Source organism: Pseudonocardia sp. SID8383 (genome assembly GCF_009864975.1).
Lineage (GTDB): Bacteria > Actinomycetota > Actinomycetes > Mycobacteriales > Pseudonocardiaceae > Pseudonocardia > Pseudonocardia alni.
This window is the reverse complement of sequence record NZ_WWFY01000269.1, coordinates 1-15,705: the sequence shown is the minus strand read 5'-3', so window position 1 is coordinate 15,705 and position 15,705 is coordinate 1. Positions and strand designations below refer to the sequence as shown.

The following is a 15,705-nucleotide window of genomic DNA, read 5'->3' as shown; positions in this document are numbered from 1 at the left end:
GACGGCGGGCGGCCCGCCCGTGGTGCCCGCCGGGCTGCTGCTGTTCGGGGTCGGCGCCGTCGCCGGAGTGGGCGTCGCGGGCCGGTTCGCCGACACCCGCACTCGTCCGCTGCTGCTCGTCGCGGGCGGTGCGCTGCCGGTGGGCTGGGCCGCGCTCGCGCTCGGTTCCGGACATCCGGCGGCGGTGCTCGCACTGGTCGGGCTGGTGGGTGCGCTCGGGTTCGCGGTCGGGTCGACGCTGGTCGTCCGGGCACTGACGCTCGCCCGCGAGGCGCCGACCGTCGGCGGCGCCGTCGCCACCGCGTCGCTGAACGCCGGGGCGACGGTGGGCCCGCTGCTGGGCGGTGCGGGACTCGCCGTCGCCGGGCCCACCGGTCCGGTGTGGACGGCGGCGGCGCTGGCCCTGGTCGCTTCGCCAATGCTGGCTTCGGTCGCCCGCCCGGCCGGCGTGCCGGACCCCGTCATCACTTCCGATGAACGGCCGTCCGGACGATAACGACGTGCTCCGTCCGGAGCGATCCACCGGGCGTACGGGCCGTGTCGGGCGGCCCCGAGGTCGACCGGGGAGACCGCGCGATGATCCTGCACCGCCGCGCACGCCGTTCCGTGCCCCGCCTCGTCCTGGCCGCTGTGGTGCCGGCGACGACGGCTGCCGCGCTCTGCGTCGCGTCGTTCGCGTCGGCGGCGCCGGTGATCGCCGGGCCGACGGCCCTGCGGGCGGCGGCGTCGGGGCCGAGCGCGGTGACGCGGGACTTCCCGGCGCCGGTGGTCCCTGACGGGATAGTGCCCGCCGCGCCACTGGAGTCGTTCGTCCAGGAGCCGGTGGTCTACACCTGTGAGCCGTGGGCCGACGCCGAGTTCGGGGACCCGGCACACCCGGACGACATCACCAACAAGGCCTGCCCCGAGCTGAACGCCGCGAAGGAGCAGGCGCAGCGGGAGTACCTCGAGCAGCAGCGACGGCAGAGTGGCGAGTACGTGGACCCGGCCGAGCTGGTCGCTCGCGGCCAGTACAAACCGGGCGCGGGCTACCCGGTGGGCTCGGCCGAGCGGGCGAGATGTCTGCAGAACCCTCTCGACCCGATCTGCGGGGGCTGAGCCGTGCACGCGACGCTCCTACGGTGGCTCTCACTGGTCGGGGTCCTCGTCGTACTCACGACCGGCGTGGTCACCGCGTTGGTCGTGATGCCTGCCTCGAATCCGGTCGCCGCACCGCCCGCGCCTCCCGCGGTCGCCGTGGTCGTTCCCCCACCGGTCGCCACCGCGGCGTCGGCGACGGGGGTGGACGCGGTCGAGCAGACCCCGCGCACGACGGCTCCCGCCGCGACCCCGGCGCCCGTCCCACCGTCGGCCGTGGCCGGGACGGACCTCGACGGGCTCTGGGCGCGCTGGCAGCAGCTGAACGACGTCTGCCGCGGCGAGACCGGCCCGGACAGCGACCGGGCCTGCGTCGACCGTGCCGAGGTGCAGGAACGCCATGCGCGACGCAGCGCCGACGAGTTCCTGACCGCGTGGCGGGCCGGTGACGCCACCGGGATGCGCCGGCTCAGCGCCGACGACGCCACGGAGAACGTTGGCCGCCCCCTGGTGCCGAACCTGGTCGCGTTCATCCCCGCCGAGTCGCGTGTCGAGCTGAACTACGACGTCGTCGGCTCCGGCCGGGTGTCCGCCTTCATGACGACGACTGGCGGCGGCCCCGCCCTCTATCTGGAGTGGGACATGGACTACGAGCGCGGATGGGTCGTGGCGAGCTACGCACCCGACGTGGGCTGACCACCGAGCCGCTCGTCGCCGTACACCGTCCGCGCAGCTCAACGGGCACTCATCGAACGCATGGTCGAGTAGAATCAGATGCGTGGACGAGCTCTGGAAGACCGACGACGAGGACCTTCTCGTCGCGGTCGCGGCCGTCCAGGAACGGATCAACCGCGAGTCCGCGTCCCTGGTCGCCCTCGTCGCCGAGGTCGCCACCCGCGGTCTGGCCGGGGCGAAGGGGTTCCGGGACACCGCGGACCTGCTGCGCACGGTGCAGAACGTCGGGGCGTCCACCGCCCGTGCCCGGGTCGACGCCGCCCGGAAGCTCTCGCCGCTGTTCCTGATCACCGGTGACCAGGTCGACCCCGAGCTGCCGGTGCTGGCGGAGGCGTTCGAGCAGTGCGCGGTGACCCCCGAGCACGTGCGCGTGATCATCCGGGTGCTCGCCTCGCTGCCCCCGCATCTCGGCGAGCACCGGCCGGTGCTGGAGGCCGACCTCGTCGCCCACGCCGGGACCCTGGATCCCGATGCGGTGGACACGCTCGGCAGGCGGGCCGTCGCGCTGCTGGATCCCGACGGGCCGCGTCCGCGGGAACCGAAACCGACCCGCAACCGGCTCGCGTTGCGTCCGCAAGGGTCGGGGTTCGAGGCGCGGGGCTGGCTGGACACCGAGTCCGCCGCGGTCCTGCGCAGCGCGCTGTCGCCGCTCACCGCCCCGGTCCCGCCCGACGGCGCCGGGCAGGCACGGGACGAACGCTCCACGGCCGAGCGCAACGGGGACGGTCTGGTCGAGCTGGCCCGTCGGTTGCTGGCGGTCGGGGACCTCGGCGTCGAGAACGGGCTGCCGGTGGCGCTGACCGTGACGGTGCCCCTGGAGACCCTGACCTCGGGTGCCGGGGCGGGGTTGCTCGGGTTCGGTGCGGGTGGGTTGTCCGCGGCGATCGCGGCGCAGGGCGCTCTGCGGTTGGCGTGTGATGCGCGGGTGGTGCCGATCGTGCTGGCGTCGACGGGCGAGCCGTTGTTCGTCGGCCGGGAGCAGCGGCTGGCGAACCGGGCGCAGCGTCGCGCGCTGGCCCAGCGCGACGGCGGGTGCGCGTTCCCGGGGTGCGAGGCGCCGCCGCAGTGGTGCGTGGCCCACCACGTCCGGCACTGGGCCCACGGTGGATGCACCGACCTGACGAACCTGGTGCTGCTGTGTCCGCACCACCATCGCATGATCCACATCGGGGACTGGGCGGTCGAGATCGACGGCGGGTTCCCGGTGTTCCATCCACCGCCCTGGGTGCCGGGCGGGCCCCGGCGCAACCCGCTCCACCGGCCCGACCTGCCCGTCCCACGAACCCCTCGGCACAGTGCTCCGGTGCTGCTCGACGCCGTCCTGGCCTCGTCGTGAGTGGCCTACGCGCGCGCCGCGGTCACAGCGACTCCCACTCCAGCTCCGGGCCGGGCGGCCGCTCCCACCCGCCCAGTCGCAGCACCGCGTCGACGACGTCGCCGGTGAACCCCCACACCACGTCGTCGCCCACCCGGAACCCGGGGCCCCGCCAGACCCCGCCGCCGGCCCGGAGCCGGAACCGGTGCGCCGAGCCGGCCAGCACCGCCGGCGGCACGTGCAGCACCGCCTCGGTCTCGGCCGGGTCGACCGCGTGCAGCCGGGTCGGCGTCCGCCAGTGCCCGAGCACCGCGGTCACGTGGAACCCGGTCAGCAGGATCAGACGCGGCAGCATCGCGACGACGTCCACACCGGACGGGTCCAGCCCGGTCTCCTCGGTAGCCTCCCGCAGCGCCGTCGCGGCCGGGTCGGCGTCGCCCGGGTCCGCGCGGCCCCCGGGGGAAGGAGATCCCCCCCCCGGAGTGGCGCAGCCGCCGGGCCCCACCGCTGCAGGACGACCTCCGGGCCGTCCGGGCCCTGCCCGAGCAGCACCAGCACGGCCGACTGCCGTGGCCCGACGTGGTCGGCCGGCAGGTCGTTCGTGCTGATGTCGCGCGGCCCGGCGTGCTCCAGCCCGCGCAGCAGCGGACCCATCCAGTCCGGGGCCAGTCCGGGGCCCGGCCGGGGTCGGGCCGGGCGGCGTCGAGCCGGCGCCGGGCCGCGGCCACGTCACACGTACGGCCGGGTGATCATCTCCAGATAGTGGCCGGCCGGGTCGAGGAAGTACACCCCGCGCCCGCCGTGACCGTGGTTGATCTCCCCGGGACGCGTGCGCTGCGGGTCGGCCCAGTGCTCCGTCCCATCCTCGACGAGCCGGGCGTACGCGCGGTCGAACAACGCGTCGTCGACGAGGAACGCGTAGTGCTGCGGCTGGATCTCGGGCACCACGTCGAGCGGCAGGTCGGCGAACTGGACGAGGACACCGCCGTCGAGGGCGATGTTGGTGAACGGCCCCCAGGACGGCGCCTGCGCCGCCTCCAGGACGTGCCGGTAGAACGCGGCGGAGGCCACCCGGTCCCGGGTGGCGATGATCGTGTGGTTGAACGTGCAGGCCATACGGGTCTCCTGACGACAGCGGGGACCACGCGAACGACCTGCGGTAGGAGCTGCGCCCGCGGGCCCGTGCGGGACTGGCGAGAACTCCTTCCGGCTGGGCCCATCGGGGGCGCAACGCGGAGGTTATCAGCGCAGGGCCGCGTTGCCGACGTCCTGCGCGGCCCGCAGCCCCGGGCCGACCGGGACCCGGCCGGCGAACAGCTCGTCGAGCGCGGGCTCCATCGCCGTCGTCGCCGCGCCGACCTTCGGGCCGGACGGGGCCGGGGTCGTCGGGCCGTCCGCGACGAACTCCCGGGTGTCGACGCCGCGCCGGGCCCAGTAGTCGAACCAGCCCCGCTGGGCCGCCGTCACCGCGGGCAGCCCGGCGCCGCTGTCGCCCACCGGGGCGGCCCCCTCGGGAGAGCCCAGCCAGCGCAGCACCCGCAGGATCTCCGGGCGCCTCGGGCTGTCGGCGTTGCCGGCGGCCACGATGCTCGACACCACGCTGACCCGGCCCCGCGGACCCTCGACCATGGGGGCGACGCCCCACTCGAACGGGGCGCCCTCGGCGATGTTGGCCAGGTTGTAGGTGCCGCTCTGGAACAGCGCCATCCGGCCCTGCAGGAACTGGTCGCGGCTGAAGTCCGGGTTCTGGTTCGTGTCCGCCGCGGACGGCGCCACCCGCTCGGTGTTGATCATGTCCACCAGGTAGCCGAACGCCTGCTCGCCCGCGGGTGTCGCGACGTCGAAGGTCTCGTCGGGCGCCTGGAGCCGCCCGCCTGCCGAGCCGAGGAAGTCGAGATAGATCGCCTGCAGGTCCCGGGCGGCGTTGAAGCCGTACTGGCGCACGGTGCCCGGGTCGAATCCGGGCGTGCCGGCGCTGCGTCCGGCGGCGTCGCGGGTCAGCCTCCGGGCCGCGGGGAGCAGGGTGTCGCGGGCCGGGTCCGTGGGGTCCCAGCGCAGCGCGGCCGGGTCGACCCCGGCGGCGCGGACCAGGTCCTTGTTGTAGAACACGGCGATCCGGCCGTCGGTCACCACCGGGACGCCCCACAGGGTCCCGCCGCGGGTGTACTGCTCGGCGGCGGCGTCCACCCAGCCGGCGCGCTGGTCGGCGAGCGCGGCACCGACGTCGATCAGTCTCCCGGCGTCGGCGAACGCCCCGAAGTTCGAGGAGTTGACCCAGTAGATGTCGGTCGCGGTGCCGGACGCGACGTCCAGCGGCAGCGAAGTGAAGTAGTCCGAGAACGGAACCTGCACGAGCTCGACCCGGATGTCCGGGTTGGCCCGCGAGAACGCCGCGAACGAGCGCTCGTAGGCCGCCGCGACCTGAGTGTCCCACAGCCTCAGCGTCACCGTGGTGACGCCGTCGTCGTCGAAACGGGACGCCGGCGAGCACGCCGCCAGCAGCAGCACCCCGACCAGCGCCAGGGCGGCGCCCATCCGCCGTCTCACCGGAACCCCGTGATCGTGATCGAGCGGACCACGCTGCGCTGGAACACCAGGAACAGCACGATCAGCGGGACGACCGCCACCGTCGTCGCCGCCATCACGACCGGCCAGTTCCCGTTGTACTGCGTCTGCAGCCCGGCCGTCGCCACCGTCATCACCTGCCAGGTCCGGCCGGAGGTGATGACCAGCGGCCACAGGAAGTTGTTCCAGTGCGTCACCACGGTGATCACCGCCAGCGTCGTGAGGATCGGCCGGCTCACCGGCACCACGACGTGCCGCAGGATCCCGACCGTCCCGGCGCCGTCGAGCCGGGCGGCGTCGATCAGGTCCTGCGGGATGGTCCGGAAGTGCTCACGCAACAGGAAGATCGCGAACGGCGACCCGAGCACGTAGGGCAGCACCAGCGCCCAGAACGTGTTCCGCAGCCCCACCTCGGTCATCATCAGGTACAGCGGGATCACCGTCACCGCCTGCGGCACCATCAGCGTCCCCAGGTACACCCAGAACAGCGCGTCCCGGCCGGGGAACTCCAGCCGCGCGAACGCGTACGCCGCCAGCACCGAGAACAGCAGCTGCCCCACCAGGACGACGACCACCACCTGGGCGGTCACCGCGATCGGGGTCACGAAGTCGTAGTCCCGGCCGAACAGGGTCACGATGTTCTCCACCGTCGGCGGGGCCGGCGGTGACAGCACCGGCGTCGACGCGAACTGCCGGGTCGTCTTCAGCGCCGTCGTCACGCTCAGCACGAACGGCGCCAGCGTCGCCACCGCGCCCACCAGCAGCGCGACCAGCACGGCCGCGTCGACGAGCCTGCCCCGCCTCACGTGTCGAGCTCGTAGGTCGTGCGACGGCTGAACCACCGCTGCTGGGCCACGGTCACCACCACCAGGATCACGAACAACACCACCGCCATCACCGCGGCCTGCCCGACCGCGCGGTTCTCGAACGCCTCGTAGTAGATCCGCCCCGCGACGACGTCGGTGACACCCTGCGGGCCGCCGTTCGGCGTGAGGGCGTACACCGAGTCGAACACCTGGAAGCTGGAGATCACCCCGGTGACCAGCACGAAGAACAGCGTCGGGCGCAGCAGCGGCAACCGGATCCGCCACAGCAGCTGCCACGCCGAGGCCCCGTCGAGCCGGGCCGCCTCCACGATCGTGTCCGGGATGGCGCGCAGCCCGGCCAGGAAGAACAGGGCGACGTAGCCGACCTGGGTCCAGGCGGTCACCGCGGCGACCGACGGCAGCGCCAGCGCCGGGTCGGCCAGCCACTCGACGCGGATCCCGAGCAGCGCGTTGAGCGCGCCGTCGGTGGGGGACAGGATCCACCGCCACACCACGCCCAGCACCAGCGGCGCGCAGATCCACGGCAGCACGAAGACCACCCGGAACACCGTCGTCCCGGGCAGCCCGCGGTCCAGCAGCAGCGCCGCCGCCAGCCCGAGCACGGTCTGCACCGGGATGACGATGAGTACGAAGAACGCCGTCACCAGCAGGGACCGCGCGAACCGGCCGTCCGCGGCGACCGCGACGACGTTGTCCAGCCCGACGAAGGTCCGCGGCCCGACCAGATCCCACCGGAACAGCGCCAGCCCCAGCACGATCAGCACCGGGACCAGCAGGAACAGCAGCACGCCCACCAGGCTGGGGGCCAGCAGCAGGTACGCGGTGCGGGTGTCCCGCCGGGACCGGCTCACGTCCCGTGGGCGAAGCCCGCGGCCTCGCTCCCGCGGACGGGACCGGCCTGGCGGCGCAGCCGCTCCCGCACCCGCGTCAGGTCGTCGAGCAGCAGCGCGGCCAGGTCGTGACTGAACCCGTTGCGGACCACGATCCGCAGCGCCGCCAGGTCCTCCCGGTTCTCCGGGAACGTGTACGCCGGGACCAGCCACCCCGTCTCGCGCAGACCCGCCGACACGTCGAACACCGAGAACGGCTCGCCGTCGGCGACGGTGAACGCGAACACCGGCAAGTGCGAGCCGTCGGTGAGCAGCCGGAACGCGCCCGTCGCCTCGATCCGCCGGGCCAGCCCGGTCGCGATCTCCCGGCAGGTGCCCTGCACCCGGGCGTAGCCCTCGTGCCCCAGCCGCAGGAAGTTGTAGTACTGGGCGATCACCTGGCCGCCGGGGCGGGAGAAGTTCAGCGCGAACGTCGGCATGTCACCGCCGAGGTAGTTCACCCGGAACACCAGGTCCTCGGGCAGCGCGTCGGTGTCGCGCCACACCGCCCACCCGACGCCCGGGTGCACCAGGCCGTACTTGTGGCCGGAGGTGTTGATCGACGCCACCCGCGGCAGCCGGAAGTCCCACTCCAGGTCCGGGTCGCAGAACGGCGCGACCATCGCCCCGGACGCGCCGTCGACGTGCACCGGCACGTCCAGCCCGGTGCGGGACTGCAGGTCGTCGAGCGCCGCGCACAGCTGCGCGACCGGCTCGTAGCTGCCGTCGAAGGTCGACCCCAGGATCGCCACGACGCCGATGGTGTTCTCGTCGCACAGCGCGACGGCCTCGTCGACGCCCAGGTGCAGCCGGTCGCCCTCCATCGGGACCAGCCGCGGCTCCACGTCCCAGTAGTTCGCGAACTTGTCCCAGCAGATCTGGACGTTCACGCCCATCACGATGTTCGGGCGGTCCGTCGGGAGACCCGCCGCCCTCCGCCGGTGCTGCCAGCGCCGCTTGAGCGCCAGCCCGCCGAGCATGCAGGCCTCCGACGAGCCCGTCGTCGAGCAACCGATCGCGCGGCCCGGGTCGGGGGCGTGCCACAGGTCGGCGAGCATCCGCACGCACCGCTGCTCCAGGTCCGCGGTCCGCGGGTACTCGTCCTTGTCGATCATGTTCTTGTCGAAGGACTCGGCCATCAGCCGCTCGGCCTGGGGCTCCGCCCACGTCGTGACGAACGTGGCCAGGTTCAGCCGGGCGTTCCCGTCGAGCATCAGCTCGTCGTGCACCACCTGGTAGGCGATCTCCGGGTGCATCCCCGTGTCGGGGATGCGGAAGCGGGGGATGTCGACGGGCTCCGCGGCGAAGACCGGGTTGACCGGGACCGCGCGGTCGTCGCCGCGGTCCTCCGAGGGTGAGTGCGCACCGGGCATGATCCGAACCTAGAACCGGACGGCCCGGTCCGCTCAGGTTCCCAGCAGCTTCTTCTGGACCTTGCCCATCGGGTTGCGGGGCAGGCCGTCGAGGAACACGACCTCGCGCGGCCGCTTGTGCCAGGACAGCTGCCCGGCGACGTGGTCGATGAGGACCTGGGCGTCGTGGCCGTCGCCGACGACGTAGGCGACGATCCTCTGGCCGAGGTCGGGGTCGGGGACGCCGACGACGGCGACCTCGGACACGGCGGGGTGGTCGAGCAGGACGGCCTCGATCTCGCCGGACCCGATGCGGTAGCCGCCGGACTTGATCAGGTCGGTGGACTCGCGGCCGACGATGCGGTGGAACCCGCCCGCGTCGCGGACGGCGAGGTCACCGGTGCGGAACCAGCCCTCGCCGGCCCAGCACTCGTCGTTCGCGTCCGGGCGGTTCAGGTATCCGTCGAACAGCATGGGGCCGCGGACCTGCAGGCGGCCGACGGTCTCGCCGTCGTCGGGGACGGTGTCGGCGTCGGTCGGGTCGTCGGTGGCGGGGAGCAGGCGGGTCTCGGCGCCAGGGACGGGGAGTCCGACCCAGCCGGCGCGGCGTTCTCCGGAGGCGTGCGCGGACAGGGTGATCATGGTTTCGGTCATGCCGTAGCGCTCCACCGGCGCCTGCCCGGTGAGCGCGGCGATCCGGTCGAACAGCGATGCGGGCAGGGGCGCGCTGCCCGACACCAGCAGCCGGGCGCGGGACAGGGCGCGGGCGGCGTCGGGTTCGTCGACGATGCGGTTCCACACCGTCGGCACCCCGAAGTACATCGACGCCCCGACCGCGGCGTAGCGGGCGGGCTGCGGCTTCACGGTGTGCACGACGCGGGAGCCGCGGCGCAGTGATCCGAGGACGCCGAGGATCAGGCCGTGGACGTGGAACAGGGGCAGGCCGTGGGCGACGGTGTCGTCGGGGGTCCAGTCCCAGACCTCGTAGAGGGCGTCGAGGCCGTCGGCGATCGCGGCGCCGGAGAGCTGGGCGCCCTTGGGGCGTCCGGTGGTGCCGGAGGTGTAGAGCAGCATCGCGGTGGCGGCGGGGTCGACCGGGCGCGGGCCGATCGGCTGCGCCCCCGGTAGGACCACGGGGAGGTCGACGTCGTCGGGGCGTTCCCCGGCCCAGGCGGTGGCGCCGGAGTCGGTGAGGACGTGGCCGCGCTCGGCGGGCCCGGAATCCGGCGGCACGGGCACGACCGGCACGCCGGCGAGGATCGCGCCGGTGACGGCGACGACGGTGTCGATCGAGGCGGTCGCGTGCACCGCGACCGGGCCGTCGCCGGGGATGCCCGCGGCGAACCGGCCCGCCCGGTCGACGAGCTCGGCGCGCGAGAGCACGTCGTCGCCGACGGTGACGGCGCGGTCGAGGTCGTGGCTGTCGGTGAGCGAGGTGAGGAACAACGTCGTTCTCCTGGTGGTGACGGGGTCAGACCGCCATGGCGGGCAGCACGAGGGCTCCCACCAGCGCGATCGGGCCGATGACGACCATGGACAGGCCCCAGCGGGTCAGCAGCGCGGTCATGCGGGGGCGTTCCTGCTCGTCGACGGTCGTGGCGACCAGCGTCGCACCCACCGTCGAGAAGGGTGACACGTCCACGATGGACGAGCAGACCCCCAGTGCGCAGATCAGTGCCCAGCCCGGGATCCCGCCCTGCTGGACCAGCGGGATCGCCAGCGGCACCAGCGCGGCGAGGATGCCGGTGGTCGACGCGAACGCCGACACCAGCCCGCACACCGCGCAGACCACCAGGGCGGCGAGCAGCGGGACGGTGAGGCTCGCTGCGAGGTCACCCAGCAGGTCGACCGAGCCGATCTCCTGCAATACACCGACGTAGGTGATGATCCCGCCGACCAGCAGGACGGTGGACCAGTCGATCTCCTTCAGGGCGCCGCGGCCGCTGTCCGGGTCGATCAGGGTGAGCGCCGCGCCGAAGGCGAAGGCCAGCACCCCGACGTCGGGCTCGGCGCCGAGCACCGCCAGCACGACGACCGCCGCGACCAGGCCGAGCATCGCGACGACGGTGATCCAGTGCGTCACGCGGAACGGCTCGCGGGCCGGGGGCTGCTCGTCGCCGGGCACCCCGGGCCCGGCGCCGCCGCCCGTCGTGACCGGGACGCGGCTGCGGGCGGAGAACATCAGGTAGGACGCGCCCAGCAGCACCAGGTTCGCGATGATCGCGACCGCGAACAGGGTCAGCGGGTTGAGGGCGATGCCCGCCGCCGACGCCGTCCCCCAGGTGACGATCCCGAACAGCGACGTCGGCGCGAACCCGCCCGCCGACAGCCCGGTGCCGATCGCCAGCGCCATCAGCATCGGGTCCATCCCGCGCCGGTGCGCCACCGTCATCCCGATCGGCGCCATGACCAGCCCGCCCAGTGGCGAGCCCATCGCCGACACCACACCGGTGAGCAGGAAGAACGTCAGCGGCAGCGCCGCGGTCCGGTCGCCGACGACGACCAGCGCCCGGTCCACCAACCGGCCGATGGTGCCGTTGGACTTCGCGATCCCGAAGAAGAACGTCACCCCGACCAGCAGGACCAGGATGTCGACCGGGAAGCCCGCGACGATGTCGTCGAGCGGCAGGCCCGCGACGAGCAGCCCCATGCCGGCGGCGGCCGCGAACATGACGATCCCGATGTGGGACCGGCGGACCTCGGCGATCACGAAGACCGCCGCGAACACCACCAGCGTGATGACCTGCACCGCCATGCCTACCCCCGTTGGTACGCGCTTGTCGTATCGGTCCATCTGGTGGCACAGTGGTGCGCACAGTGGACCGCCCGGAGCGGACACTAGGTCGCCCGAACGGGGGAGGTCAACACCGACGATGGCTCCGACGAACAGCGTGGTGACCGCGGTCCGCGTCCTGGAGGCGGTGGGGGAGCGTCAGCCCGTCGGGCTGTCGGACCTGGCCCGGGCGGTCGCGTTGCCCAAGAGCACCGTGCAGCGCACCCTGCGCACGCTCGCCGAGGTCGGGTGGTGCGTCACCGACGACACCGCACGCTGGCGGCTCACCTACCGCGCGTTCGCCGTCGGCAACCAGGCCCGCGACGCCCGCGGCCTGCGGGCGGTGGCGGTCCCGGTGCTGCACGAGCTGCAGCTCGCGACGGGGGAGACCGTGCACCTGGCCGCCCCGGACGGCCGCGAGCTGGTCCTGCTCGAACGGCTCGACACCGCGCACCGGCTGCGCGCGTTCCTGCCGTTGGGCCACCGCATCCCGCTGCACGCCTCGGCCACCGGCCAGGCCTACCTCGCCGCCTGCACCCCGGCGGAGGTCGACGCCTACCTCGCCGGCCCGCTGGAACCCTCCACCCGGCACACCGTCGTCGACCCCGACCTGCTGCGGGCCCGGATCGCCGAGGTGCGCGAGCGCGGGTGGTCGGTCAATCCCGAGGGGCTCTCCGACGGCATCGCCGCGGTCGGCGCCCCCGTCCTCGGTCCCGACGGCCGTCCGGTCGGGGCGCTGTCGGTGTCCGGCCCCACGGTGCGCATGTCCGAGGAGGTCTTCGACGACCACGGCCGCGCCGCCGCCGACGCCGCCCGGCGCATCTCCCGCGACCTGGGGGCCCGCCCGTAGGAACGACCCGCAGGAACGACGGAGCCCGCCCCCTCGGTGAGGGGACGGGCTCCGTGTGGTGGTGGGTGCTGTGCGCGTCAGCTCTTCAGCATGCCCCGCAGAACGTACTGCAGGATGCCGCCGTTGCGGTAGTAGTCAGCCTCACCGGGGGTGTCGATGCGGACCTTCGCGTCGAACTCGACGGTCTCGCCGGAGTCCTTCGTCGCGGTCACGTGCACCGACTTCGGGGTCTTCCCGTCGTTCAGCTCGGTGATGCCGGCGATGTCGAAGGTCTCGGTGCCGTCGAGCCCGAGGCTCGTCGCCGACTCGCCGTCCGGGAACTGCAGCGGGACGACGCCCATGCCGATCAGGTTCGAACGGTGGATCCGCTCGAAGGACTCGACGATGACGGCGCGCACGCCCAGCAGCGCGGTGCCCTTGGCCGCCCAGTCACGCGAGGAGCCGGAGCCGTACTCCTTGCCGCCCAGCACGACCAACGGGGTGCCCTGCGCGGCGTAGTTCTGCGCGGCGTCGTAGATGAACGACTGCGGCGCCCCGTCCTGGGTGAAGTCGCGGGTGTAGCCACCCGAGACGTCGTCGAGGAGCTGGTTGCGCAGCCGGATGTTCGCGAACGTGCCACGGATCATCACCTCGTGGTTGCCGCGCCGCGAGCCGAAGGAGTTGTAGTCCTTCTTCTCGATGCCGTGGGAGTCCAGGTACTCCGCGGCCGGGGTGCCCGGCTTGATCGCACCGGCCGGCGAGATGTGGTCGGTGGTGACCGAGTCGCCGAGCAGCGCGAGCACGCGGGCGCCGGAGATGTCGGTGACCGGGTCCGGCTCGCCCTTCATGCCCTCGAAGTACGGGGGCTTGCGGACGTAGGTGGACTGCTGGTCCCACTCGAAGGTCCGGCCCTCGGGGGTGGGCAGCGCGCGCCAGCGGTCGTCGCCGCGGAACACGTCGGAGTAGCTCTTGGTGAACATCTCCGAGGTGATGGAGGAGTCGACGACGTCGTTGATGTCCTCGGTCGAGGGCCAGATGTCGCGCAGGAAGACGTCGTTGCCCTCGGAGTCCTGCCCCAGGGGCTGGTTCTCGAAGTCGAAGTCCATCGTCCCGGCCAGCGCGTAGGCGATGACCAGCGGCGGGGACGCCAGGTAGTTCATCTTGACGTCGGGGTTGATCCGGCCCTCGAAGTTCCGGTTGCCCGAGAGCACCGAGACGACGGTGAGGTCGTTGTCGTTGACCGCGGCCGAGATCTCCTCGGGCAGCGGGCCGGAGTTGCCGATGCAGGTGGTGCAGCCGTAGCCGACCAGGTTGTAGCCGAGCTTGTCGAGGTAGGGCCAGAGACCGGCCTTCTCGTAGTAGTCGGTGACGACCTGGCTGCCCGGGGCCATCGAGGTCTTGACCCACGGCCTGGTGGTCAGGCCCTTCTCGACGGCGTTCTTGGCCAGCAGCGCCGCGCCGAGCATGACGCTGGGGTTCGAGGTGTTGGTGCAGGAGGTGATCGAGGCGATCACCACGGCGCCGTGGTCGAGCACGAACTCACCGCGCGAGTCGGACTTCACGGTGACCGGCTTGGACGGGCGGCCCTCGCAGCCGTCCGCGGCCGACATGACGACCGGCGCCGCGTCGTCGTCGGCGAAGGAGAGCGCCGGGGCGTCGCTGGCCGGGAAGGACTCGTTCGACGACTCGTCGACGCCGGCGAGCGGGCTGGGGGCCACGTCGTCGTCGGTGTAGTCGTGCACGGTCTTGCGGAACGCCGGCTTGGCGTCGGTCAGCTCGATGCGGTCCTGCGGGCGCTTCGGGCCGGCGATCGACGGGACGACCGTCGAGAGGTCGAGCTCGAGGGTCTCGGAGAAGACCGGCTCGTGGTCCGGGTCGTGCCAGAGGCCCTGCTCCTTGGCGTAGGCCTCGACCAGCGCGATCTGCTCGGCGGAGCGACCGGTGAGCTTCAGGTAGCGGACGGTCTCCTCGTCGATCGGGAAGATCGCCGCGGTCGAGCCGAACTCCGGGCTCATGTTGCCGATGGTGGCGCGGTTGGCCAGCGGCACCGCGCCGACGCCGGCGCCGTAGAACTCGACGAACTTGCCGACGACGCCCTGGCGACGCAGCATCTCGGTGATCGTGAGCACCACGTCGGTGGCGGTGACGCCGGTCGGGATCTCCCCGGTCAGCTTGAAGCCGAGCACCTGCGGGATGAGCATCGAGACCGGCTGGCCGAGCATCGCGGCCTCGGCCTCGATGCCGCCGACGCCCCAGCCCAGCACGCCGAGGCCGTTGACCATCGTGGTGTGGGAGTCGGTGCCGACCAGGGTGTCCGGGTAGGCCTGCCCGTTGCGGGGCATGACCACGCGCGCCAGGTTCTCGATGTTGACCTGGTGCACGATACCGGTACCGGGCGGGACGACCTTGAACTCGTCGAAGGCGCCCTGGCCCCAGCGCAGGAACTGGTAGCGCTCCTTGTTGCGCCCGTACTCGAACTCGATGTTCTTCTCGAACGCGTCCGCGGTGCCGAAGAAGTCGATCATGACCGAGTGGTCGATGACCAGCTCGGCGGGCGCGAGCGGGTTGACCTTGGACGGGTCGCCGCCCATCTCGGTCACGGCCTCGCGCATGGTCGCCAGGTCGACGACGCAGGGCACACCGGTGAAGTCCTGCATGATCACCCGGGCGGGGGTGAACTGGATCTCGGTGTCCGGGTCGGCCTGCGGGTCCCAGTTCGCCAGGGCGGTGATGTGGTCCGCCGTGACGTTCGCACCGTCCTCGGTGCGGAGCAGGTTCTCGAGCAGGACCTTCAGACTGAACGGCAGGCGCTTCGAGCCCTCCACCGCGGAGAGCCGGAAGATCTCGTAACCGGTGCCCCCGACGTCGAGTTGTCCTCGGGCGCCGAAGCTGTCGGTGCTGGCCACTTGGTGGTCCTCCCGTGGTGGTGGGCGGTCGCTATGTCCGGTGCGGTGAACGCACCCCGCCCCGCGGGCCGGGGGTGCTCACCTGCGTCGTGCCGGAGTCTCGCGCACCGCCGTGCCGGCAGCAGCGCGGACCCTCGTACCGCAAATAGTACGCCTGTCCTATAAGCCTGGCGAGGCGGGTGTGGCCGGGGTCGCGGCGCCGTCGCGCGGGTGGCGTCCCCCGTGCGGTGGACGGGTCCGGTGTGTCGCACGGGGTTCGGGTGACACGAGTGGCACTGTTCCCAGTCGATTCCCCGTCGATCCCGCCCGCCCCATGGAAGGACCTCCCCGTGACGCGCCAGCCGTCGGCGACCCTCGTCGTGGTGGCCGTGCTCGTCGCGGTCGCGCTGGCCTCGCCCGGGGTGGGCGCGGCCGCGACCGTCGTCGTGCCCGCCGCCGCGGTGCTCCCGGCCCAGCC

General features: G+C 72.9%; 13 protein-coding genes and 1 pseudogene. 5 read left to right on the top strand and 9 right to left on the bottom strand.

Going from position 1 to position 15,705, the window contains the following annotated elements; genetic code table 11:
• The 4 genes and pseudogenes from GTW08_RS06330 to GTW08_RS06315 form a co-directional block, all read left to right on the top strand.
• Window positions 1-496 (top strand): annotated as a pseudogene (locus GTW08_RS06330) (Cmx/CmrA family chloramphenicol efflux MFS transporter); the annotation flags it as partial.
• Window positions 497-576: 80 nt separating this feature from the next.
• The gene (locus tag GTW08_RS06325; RefSeq protein ID WP_161151564.1) at window positions 577-1,098 is read left to right on the top strand and encodes a hypothetical protein; all 522 of its coding nucleotides are present in this window, start codon (window positions 577-579) and stop codon (window positions 1,096-1,098) included.
• A 138-nt stretch (window positions 1,099-1,236) separates the two neighbouring features.
• Complete coding sequence (locus GTW08_RS06320; protein WP_161151563.1) at window positions 1,237-1,773, top strand: hypothetical protein; 537 nt, start codon at window positions 1,237-1,239, stop codon at window positions 1,771-1,773.
• An 82-nt stretch (window positions 1,774-1,855) separates the two neighbouring features.
• Window positions 1,856-3,148 carry an HNH endonuclease signature motif containing protein gene (locus GTW08_RS06315; protein WP_073574749.1) on the top strand — a complete coding sequence of 431 codons (1,293 nt, stop codon included), beginning with the start codon at window positions 1,856-1,858 and terminating at the stop codon, window positions 3,146-3,148.
• Between the two features lie 22 nt (window positions 3,149-3,170).
• Here the strand turns inward: GTW08_RS06315 and GTW08_RS32655 are convergent, their stop codons facing one another.
• The 8 genes from GTW08_RS32655 to GTW08_RS06275 all read right to left on the bottom strand — a co-directional run bounded on the left by GTW08_RS32655 (window position 3,171) and on the right by GTW08_RS06275 (window position 11,495).
• Window positions 3,171-3,632 carry an NUDIX domain-containing protein gene (locus GTW08_RS32655; RefSeq protein ID WP_161151562.1) on the bottom strand — a complete coding sequence of 154 codons (462 nt, stop codon included), beginning with the start codon at window positions 3,630-3,632 and terminating at the stop codon, window positions 3,171-3,173.
• Between the two features lie 224 nt (window positions 3,633-3,856).
• Window positions 3,857-4,243: a VOC family protein gene (locus GTW08_RS06305; protein ID WP_073574751.1), complete on the bottom strand. Its 387-nt coding sequence runs from the start codon at window positions 4,241-4,243 to the stop codon at window positions 3,857-3,859.
• A gap of 126 nt (window positions 4,244-4,369) precedes the next feature.
• Complete coding sequence (locus GTW08_RS06300; protein ID WP_073574752.1) at window positions 4,370-5,662, bottom strand: extracellular solute-binding protein; 1,293 nt, start codon at window positions 5,660-5,662, stop codon at window positions 4,370-4,372.
• A gap of 8 nt (window positions 5,663-5,670) precedes the next feature.
• Window positions 5,671-6,498, bottom strand: coding sequence for a carbohydrate ABC transporter permease (locus GTW08_RS31570; RefSeq protein ID WP_139282735.1), 828 nt, complete (start codon window positions 6,496-6,498; stop codon window positions 5,671-5,673).
• A complete protein-coding gene (locus GTW08_RS06290; RefSeq protein ID WP_073574753.1) occupies window positions 6,495-7,370 on the bottom strand; it encodes a carbohydrate ABC transporter permease in 876 nt (291 codons plus the stop codon). Before GTW08_RS06290 ends, GTW08_RS31570 begins: the two co-directional genes overlap by 4 nt.
• A complete protein-coding gene (locus tag GTW08_RS06285; protein WP_073574754.1) occupies window positions 7,367-8,761 on the bottom strand; it encodes a glutamate decarboxylase in 1,395 nt (464 codons plus the stop codon). Before GTW08_RS06285 ends, GTW08_RS06290 begins: the two co-directional genes overlap by 4 nt.
• 33 nt (window positions 8,762-8,794) lie before the next feature.
• Window positions 8,795-10,186 (bottom strand): acyl-CoA synthetase, encoded by a 1,392-nt coding sequence (locus tag GTW08_RS06280; RefSeq protein WP_073574755.1) that lies wholly within the window; start codon window positions 10,184-10,186, stop codon window positions 8,795-8,797.
• A 25-nt stretch (window positions 10,187-10,211) separates the two neighbouring features.
• On the bottom strand, window positions 10,212-11,495 hold the full coding sequence (locus tag GTW08_RS06275; protein ID WP_073574756.1) for an SLC13 family permease: 1,284 nt from the start codon (window positions 11,493-11,495) through the stop codon (window positions 10,212-10,214).
• A 118-nt stretch (window positions 11,496-11,613) separates the two neighbouring features.
• Here GTW08_RS06275 and GTW08_RS06270 point away from each other — a divergent pair, with 118 nt between their 5' ends.
• Entirely contained in the window at window positions 11,614-12,363 is a 750-nt protein-coding gene (locus GTW08_RS06270) for an IclR family transcriptional regulator (protein ID WP_073574757.1), read from the top strand.
• 77 nt (window positions 12,364-12,440) lie between these two features.
• Here the strand turns inward: GTW08_RS06270 and GTW08_RS06265 are convergent, their stop codons facing one another.
• Window positions 12,441-15,248 carry an aconitate hydratase AcnA gene (locus tag GTW08_RS06265; protein WP_161151561.1) on the bottom strand — a complete coding sequence of 936 codons (2,808 nt, stop codon included), beginning with the start codon at window positions 15,246-15,248 and terminating at the stop codon, window positions 12,441-12,443.
• Between the last annotated feature and the right edge of the window lie 457 nt (window positions 15,249-15,705).

What these genes read in the sequence shown, in the direction of transcription:
- GTW08_RS06325 (WP_161151564.1), top strand. Translation starts at nt 577, where the DNA reads ATGATCCTGCACCGCCGCGCACGCCGTTCCGTGCCCCGCCTCGTCCTG.
- GTW08_RS06305 (WP_073574751.1), bottom strand. Translation starts at nt 4,243, where the DNA reads ATGGCCTGCACGTTCAACCACACGATCATCGCCACCCGGGACCGGGTG.
- GTW08_RS06300 (WP_073574752.1), bottom strand. Translation starts at nt 5,662, where the DNA reads ATGGGCGCCGCCCTGGCGCTGGTCGGGGTGCTGCTGCTGGCGGCGTGC.
- GTW08_RS06285 (WP_073574754.1), bottom strand. Translation starts at nt 8,761, where the DNA reads ATGCCCGGTGCGCACTCACCCTCGGAGGACCGCGGCGACGACCGCGCG.
- GTW08_RS06275 (WP_073574756.1), bottom strand. Translation starts at nt 11,495, where the DNA reads ATGGCGGTGCAGGTCATCACGCTGGTGGTGTTCGCGGCGGTCTTCGTG.
- GTW08_RS06270 (WP_073574757.1), top strand. Translation starts at nt 11,614, where the DNA reads ATGGCTCCGACGAACAGCGTGGTGACCGCGGTCCGCGTCCTGGAGGCG.